Genomic DNA, 4,927 nt, shown 5'->3' on the forward strand with positions numbered 1-4,927 from the left:
GGTGCATGGTGCCTACGACGCCAAGGCCGAAGGCTTCGTGCCGGGCGGTGCGTCGCTGCACAACTGCATGAGCGGCCACGGTCCGGATGCCCCGACCTTCGACAAGGCCTCCAATGCGGATCTGTCCAAGCCGGATGTGATCAAGGACACCATGGCCTTCATGTTCGAGACCCGTGGGGTGATCCGCCCGACCGCGCAGGCGCTGGCAGCAAGCCACCGGCAGGGCGATTACCAGCAGTGCTGGAACGGCCTGCGCAACAATTTCCGTTGATCGTCTGCATCCACGCATGGCGTGGATCTACCGGAAAGCGCGATACCGCATCCACGCATGGCGTGGATCTATCGGGAAGCGCGATACCGCATCCACGCATGGCGTGGATCTACCGGGAAGCGCGATATCGCGTGCACGCGTGACGTGGATCCATCCGGGCAAGTGATGTAGTAGATCCACGCCATGCGTGGATGCTGTTCACCGGTTCAGGCAATGGCCGCGAACGCGCTGCAATGCTCCACCGGCAGCGCCTCCATCAGCCGCTGCCGCACGCGCTGGCAGTACCCTTCCGAGGTCAGCGCCGGCAGCACCTGCAGCGCCGATTGCATCACCCGCAGCACCTCGCCTTCGGCACGCGCCTGCTGCAGGTCGCGGAACAGCGCCGCTGCGTTGGGATGCCGCTGCATCTCCAGGATTCCCAGCACATAGATGCGCGCGGCTACCAGCGAGCGGCGGCGCTCGACCGGCGCCGCAGAAGCGGCAGTGACTGACGGCGCCAGTGGAGCCGGCATCGCAACCGGCGCAGGTGGCGTGGAGGCGGGTGCGTCCGCAGCGGTCACCAGATATCCGCCCTGGATCAGCTGGATCACCATCGCTGCCGCGTCCTGCCCAAGTAGTGCGGTCAGCTCGGCGATGCTGCGCTGGCCATCACACAGGATCAGCAGGCGTCGCTGGCGCATGTCCAGCGGTGCGCGGTGGGCCTGCAGCGCGGTTCGGGCGAGGTCGGTCTTGCGCGGTTGCATGGGGAGGACAGCCAAGTCGGTGCTCGCCCAGCCTGAATGAGGGCGATGAAACCGCGATGACAATGCAGCGCCTGCACGCCGGCTGYGGTAGCGTGCACCCACCCTGTGCCAAGGATCCGCACCGATGAAGCATCTCCCGATGGCCGGCCTGCTGCTGTTGTCGTTGGCCGCCTGCAACCGTAGTCCCGACACCGCCGCACCGGCAGCGCCGCCCGCGGCCACCGCACCGGCGAAGGATGCCTCCGTTCCCGCCGACGCCGACCTGGCCACCGCTTCGCCGGTGGATCCGCGCAGCGACAGCCCGGCACGCCTGGATGGCTTCGGCGGCGCCACGCTGGGCGCAGGCATCGCCGAGGTCCGCAGTGGCTTCGGCACCCCCTTGCAGGGTCTGGGTACCGACGCCACTGGCAAGCCGCTGCCTGCCGACGATGCCAATGAAGGCTGCTACTTCCTGCGCCCGCAGGGGGCCGAAGACCCGCGCCTGATGTTCGAAGCGCGCAAGCTGGTCCGCTACGACGTACGCAGCCCGTCCATCGTCGCCCCCGGTGGCGGCCGGGTCGGCATGACCCTGGGCGAGCTGCAGGTGCTCTATCCCGAGCGCGCCGACGTCGGCCCGGACAAATACGACGACAAGGCCCAGCACCTGCGCGTGCGCCCGGCGCAGGAGGGGGCGGCGATCATCGATTTCGCCCTCGGCGCTGACGGCAAGGTCGGCGCCTGGCGGGTCGGCAGGACCCCGCAGGTGGACTACGCCGAAGGCTGCGGCTGATCGGCCATCCTCGGCTCACCCGTCGCGGGTGGGCCGAGCGTAGAATCGCGCCACGACCGCTGGGGAGCGCCCGATGATCGCTATTGCTATTGCCTGGTTCCTGCTCGGCCTGCTGTTGCTGGCCCTGGGTGGGGACTCCGTCGTCAAAGCCGTGTCCGGCCTGGCGCAGCGTTTCGGCGCCAGTGCATTCACCGCAGGCCTGCTGTTGCTGGGTATCACCACCTCGCTGCCGGAGCTGGCGGTCAACGCCCGCGCGCTGGTGGTGGGCCAGCCGGAGCTGGCCTTGGGCAATGCCGTCGGCAGCAGCGTGGTCAACCTCGGCCTGACCCTGGCGGTGGCCGCGATGGTGGCGCCGTTGCTGCTGCGCGCGCGCCTGCAGGCCGTGCTGTGGTGGGGGCTGCTGGCCGCGGGCCTGCTGCTGATCGTGTTCGGGCTCGATGGCCGCCTGCTGCGCTGGGAGGCCGGCGTGCTGGTGGCCGGGTTCGTGGTGGTGCAGTTCCTGCTGCTGCGTCGCGGACGCCATGAGAGCGCCGAGGTACAGGCGATCATTGCCGAGTCAGCCCTGAGCCGCACCAGCCTGCCGTTGAACGTACTGCGCCTGCTGGTTGCCGCACTGGCGTTGTATTGGGGCGCGCGCCTGGTGGTCGGTGCCGCCGCTGATTTCGGCGCCGCGCTGGGCTGGACGCCGCTGCTGGTGGGTCTGCTGCCGGTGGCGATCGGCACTGCGTTGCCGGAGGTGGCGGCCGCGGTCGCGGCAGCACGCCGTGGTCACGGCGACATGGTGCTGGGCCACGTGCTCGGCTCCAGCGTGGTCAACCTGATGCTGGTGATCGGTGCGATGGGGCTGCTGCAGCCGCTGGCGTTGCCAGCCTCGTTCGTGCGCCTGGAACTGCCGGCGGTGCTGGCCTTCGCACTGGTGCTGTACCCGATGCTGCGCGGCGACCTGCGCATCAGCCGCATCGAAGGTGCGGTGCTGCTGGGCGCGTTCGTGGCCTGGCTGGGGCTGGAAATCGCGCTGGTCACACCGGTCTGAGGTAGTGCCGGCCGCTGGCCGGCAACCTCGGCGAACTCGCAGCCAGGCATGGCCTGGCTCTACTGGCGGTTATCCGGGGTCGTGCCGACCAACGGTCGGCACCCACCGTCAACGCGCGGTGGTTTCCTCTTCGCGCTCCGGTTCCGGCGGCGGCAGCTGCTCGTCTTCGGCACGCTCGTTGCCCGGCAGGCTGGGGCGCGTTTCCATCAGCAGCGACAGTGCGGCCTTGGCCATCAGGTGCGCGCTGATCGGTGCGGTGATGAACAGGAACACGGTGATCAGCAGCTCGCGCGGCTGCGGGTCCTGGCCCAGGAAGATGTGGTAGCACACCGAGCACACCAGCACGCAGCCCACGCCCAGCGTGCTGGCCTTGGTCGGTGCGTGCAGGCGCTTGAAGAAGGTGGACAGCTTCACCAGGCCCAGTGCGCCGACCAGGATGAAGAAGCAGCCGAACAGCAGCAGGATCGACAGCGCGATCTGGATGAAGGTGATCATTCGACGATGTCCCGGCGCAGCACGAACTTGCTCAGCACCACGGTGCTGCCGAAGCCGAGCATGGCGATGATCAGTGCCGCCTCGAAGTAGATCGCCGAATTGAGGTACATGCCGAACAGCATCAGCTCGGCGATGGCGGTCACCGACAGCGTATCCAGTGCAAGGATGCGGTCGGGCACGGTCGGCCCGCGCAGCAGGCGCCAGGTGGCCAGCAGCATGGCCAGGCCGACCACGTGCATGCACACCACCAGGGTGGTCTGGATGATCTGGAATCCAGTCATGGGAAGATCTCCATCAACGGGGCTTCATAACGGCGCTTGATCGTGTCGATCAGCTCCTGCGGGTCTTCCAGGTGCAGCACGTGCACCAGCAGGAATTTGCGGTCGTCGCTGAGGGCGGCCGACACCGTGCCGGGGGTCAGGGTGATCATGCTGGTCAGCGCGGCGATGCCGTGGATGTTGGCGATGTCCAGCGGCAGCCAGATGAAACCGGGGTGGATGTTCTTTTCCGGGCCCAGCACCTGGATGGCCACGCGGATGTTGGACATCAGGATGTCCCACAGGGTCACGAACAGCAGCTTCGGCAGCGGCCGCAGGGTGCCGATGCGGGCGAACTCGCGGTCCAGGCGCGCGGCGAACAGCGGAATGACCACGCCCAGCAGCAGGCCCAGCAGGAACTGGCCGAGTGTGAAGCTGTCGGACATCAACAGCCAGAACACCACCACCATCACGCTCAGCGCGGGCGAGGGCAGCAGGCGGCGGATCGGGGAACGCTTGGCGGTCATGGCTGGCGGATCTCCGGCGTGGTCGCGCGCAACTGCTGCACGTAGTCGCCCGGCTGCAGCAGCTGGGTGGCGATGGCGTCGGTGTGCTGCATCAGCGGGGCAGCGAACAAGGTCATGCCGATGCCGTACGCCAGCAGGATGCAGGCGGCGAACAGCTCCACACGGCGCAGTGGTGCCTTGCGCGGTGGCGGTGCATCGGGATCGGGCAGCGGCACGCGCCAGAACAGGCGGATGCCGCCGCGGGTCAGGCCCATGATGACCAGCAGGCTGCTGACCAGCACTGCGGTCCACACCGCGCCGGTGTACTGCGCCGGCATGCCGGCCAACAGCGCGGCCTTGGCCAGGAAGCCGGACAGCGGCGGCAGGCCGGCCACCGACACCGCCGCAATCAGGAACAGCACGGCCGGGGTCTCCTTGCCGGGCATCGGTGCGATCACTTCCTTGCGGTCGCTGGCGCCGCCACGGCGGCGTCGGATCAGGTCGGCGACCAGGAACAGTGCGGCGGCGACGAAGCTGCTGTGCGGCAGGTAGTACAGGCCGGCCGACAGCACCTCAGGCGTGCCCACCGAGAAGGCGATGAACAACGTGGCCGCCGAGACGATCACCAGATACGAAATCAGCACGCGCAGGCGCGCGGCGGCCAACGCGCCCAGGCCGCCCAGCACCAGCGTCGCTACGCCGGCCCACAGCAGCCAGTCGCGGCCGTAGCCGGCCATCGCCCCCGCATCCTCGCCGAACCACAGCATCTGGATGCGCAGCACGGCATACAGGCCCACCTTGGTCATGATCGCAAACAGTGCCGCCACCGCAGCCGGTGCACGCGCATACGATT

General features: G+C 68.4%; 8 protein-coding genes. 3 read left to right on the forward strand and 5 right to left on the reverse strand.

The window, feature by feature from the left end; translation table 11 throughout:
• Positions 1–271: homogentisate 1,2-dioxygenase domain-containing protein (locus AC1VAN_RS11240; RefSeq protein WP_480985822.1), on the forward strand; the 271-nt coding region annotated here is incomplete at its 5' end.
• Between the two features lie 206 nt (positions 272–477).
• Here the strand turns inward: AC1VAN_RS11240 and AC1VAN_RS11245 are convergent.
• Positions 478–1,014: a hypothetical protein gene (locus tag AC1VAN_RS11245; RefSeq protein ID WP_282279471.1), complete on the reverse strand. Its 537-nt coding sequence runs from the start codon at positions 1,012–1,014 to the stop codon at positions 478–480.
• Positions 1,015–1,138: 124 nt separating this feature from the next.
• Here AC1VAN_RS11245 and AC1VAN_RS11250 point away from each other — a divergent pair, with 124 nt between their 5' ends.
• Both AC1VAN_RS11250 and AC1VAN_RS11255 read left to right on the forward strand, forming a co-directional pair.
• Entirely contained in the window at positions 1,139–1,783 is a 645-nt protein-coding gene (locus AC1VAN_RS11250) for a hypothetical protein (RefSeq protein WP_049467575.1), read from the forward strand.
• Positions 1,784–1,856: 73 nt separating this feature from the next.
• Positions 1,857–2,816, forward strand: a complete 960-nt coding sequence (locus AC1VAN_RS11255; RefSeq protein WP_312964400.1) for a sodium:calcium antiporter — start codon at positions 1,857–1,859, stop codon at positions 2,814–2,816.
• Positions 2,817–2,924: 108 nt separating this feature from the next.
• Here the strand turns inward: AC1VAN_RS11255 and AC1VAN_RS11260 are convergent, their stop codons facing one another.
• The 4 genes from AC1VAN_RS11260 to AC1VAN_RS11275 form a co-directional block, all read right to left on the reverse strand.
• Positions 2,925–3,311 carry a Na+/H+ antiporter subunit G gene (locus AC1VAN_RS11260; protein ID WP_025874597.1) on the reverse strand — a complete coding sequence of 129 codons (387 nt, stop codon included), beginning with the start codon at positions 3,309–3,311 and terminating at the stop codon, positions 2,925–2,927.
• Positions 3,308–3,592: a K+/H+ antiporter subunit F gene (locus AC1VAN_RS11265; protein WP_025874598.1), complete on the reverse strand. Its 285-nt coding sequence runs from the start codon at positions 3,590–3,592 to the stop codon at positions 3,308–3,310. The genes AC1VAN_RS11260 and AC1VAN_RS11265 overlap by 4 nt, the downstream gene beginning before the upstream one ends.
• Positions 3,589–4,095, reverse strand: a complete 507-nt coding sequence (locus tag AC1VAN_RS11270) for a Na+/H+ antiporter subunit E (RefSeq protein ID WP_025874599.1) — start codon at positions 4,093–4,095, stop codon at positions 3,589–3,591. Before AC1VAN_RS11270 ends, AC1VAN_RS11265 begins: the two co-directional genes overlap by 4 nt.
• Positions 4,092–4,927, reverse strand: an 836-nt coding sequence (locus AC1VAN_RS11275) for a proton-conducting transporter transmembrane domain-containing protein (protein WP_480985823.1), incomplete at its 5' end; no start/stop codon positions are given. The genes AC1VAN_RS11275 and AC1VAN_RS11270, both read right to left, overlap by 4 nt.

The sequence above is a fragment of the Stenotrophomonas sp. 05L44_2 genome, from assembly GCF_056665995.1.

Bases quoted from the DNA above. Each gene is read 5' to 3' on its own strand.
- AC1VAN_RS11245 (WP_282279471.1), bottom strand. From the start codon at position 1,014: ATGCAACCGCGCAAGACCGACCTCGCCCGAACCGCGCTGCAGGCCCAC.
- AC1VAN_RS11250 (WP_049467575.1), top strand. From the start codon at position 1,139: ATGAAGCATCTCCCGATGGCCGGCCTGCTGCTGTTGTCGTTGGCCGCC.
- AC1VAN_RS11255 (WP_312964400.1), top strand. From the start codon at position 1,857: ATGATCGCTATTGCTATTGCCTGGTTCCTGCTCGGCCTGCTGTTGCTG.
- AC1VAN_RS11260 (WP_025874597.1), bottom strand. From the start codon at position 3,311: ATGATCACCTTCATCCAGATCGCGCTGTCGATCCTGCTGCTGTTCGGC.
- AC1VAN_RS11265 (WP_025874598.1), bottom strand. From the start codon at position 3,592: ATGACTGGATTCCAGATCATCCAGACCACCCTGGTGGTGTGCATGCAC.
- AC1VAN_RS11270 (WP_025874599.1), bottom strand. From the start codon at position 4,095: ATGACCGCCAAGCGTTCCCCGATCCGCCGCCTGCTGCCCTCGCCCGCG.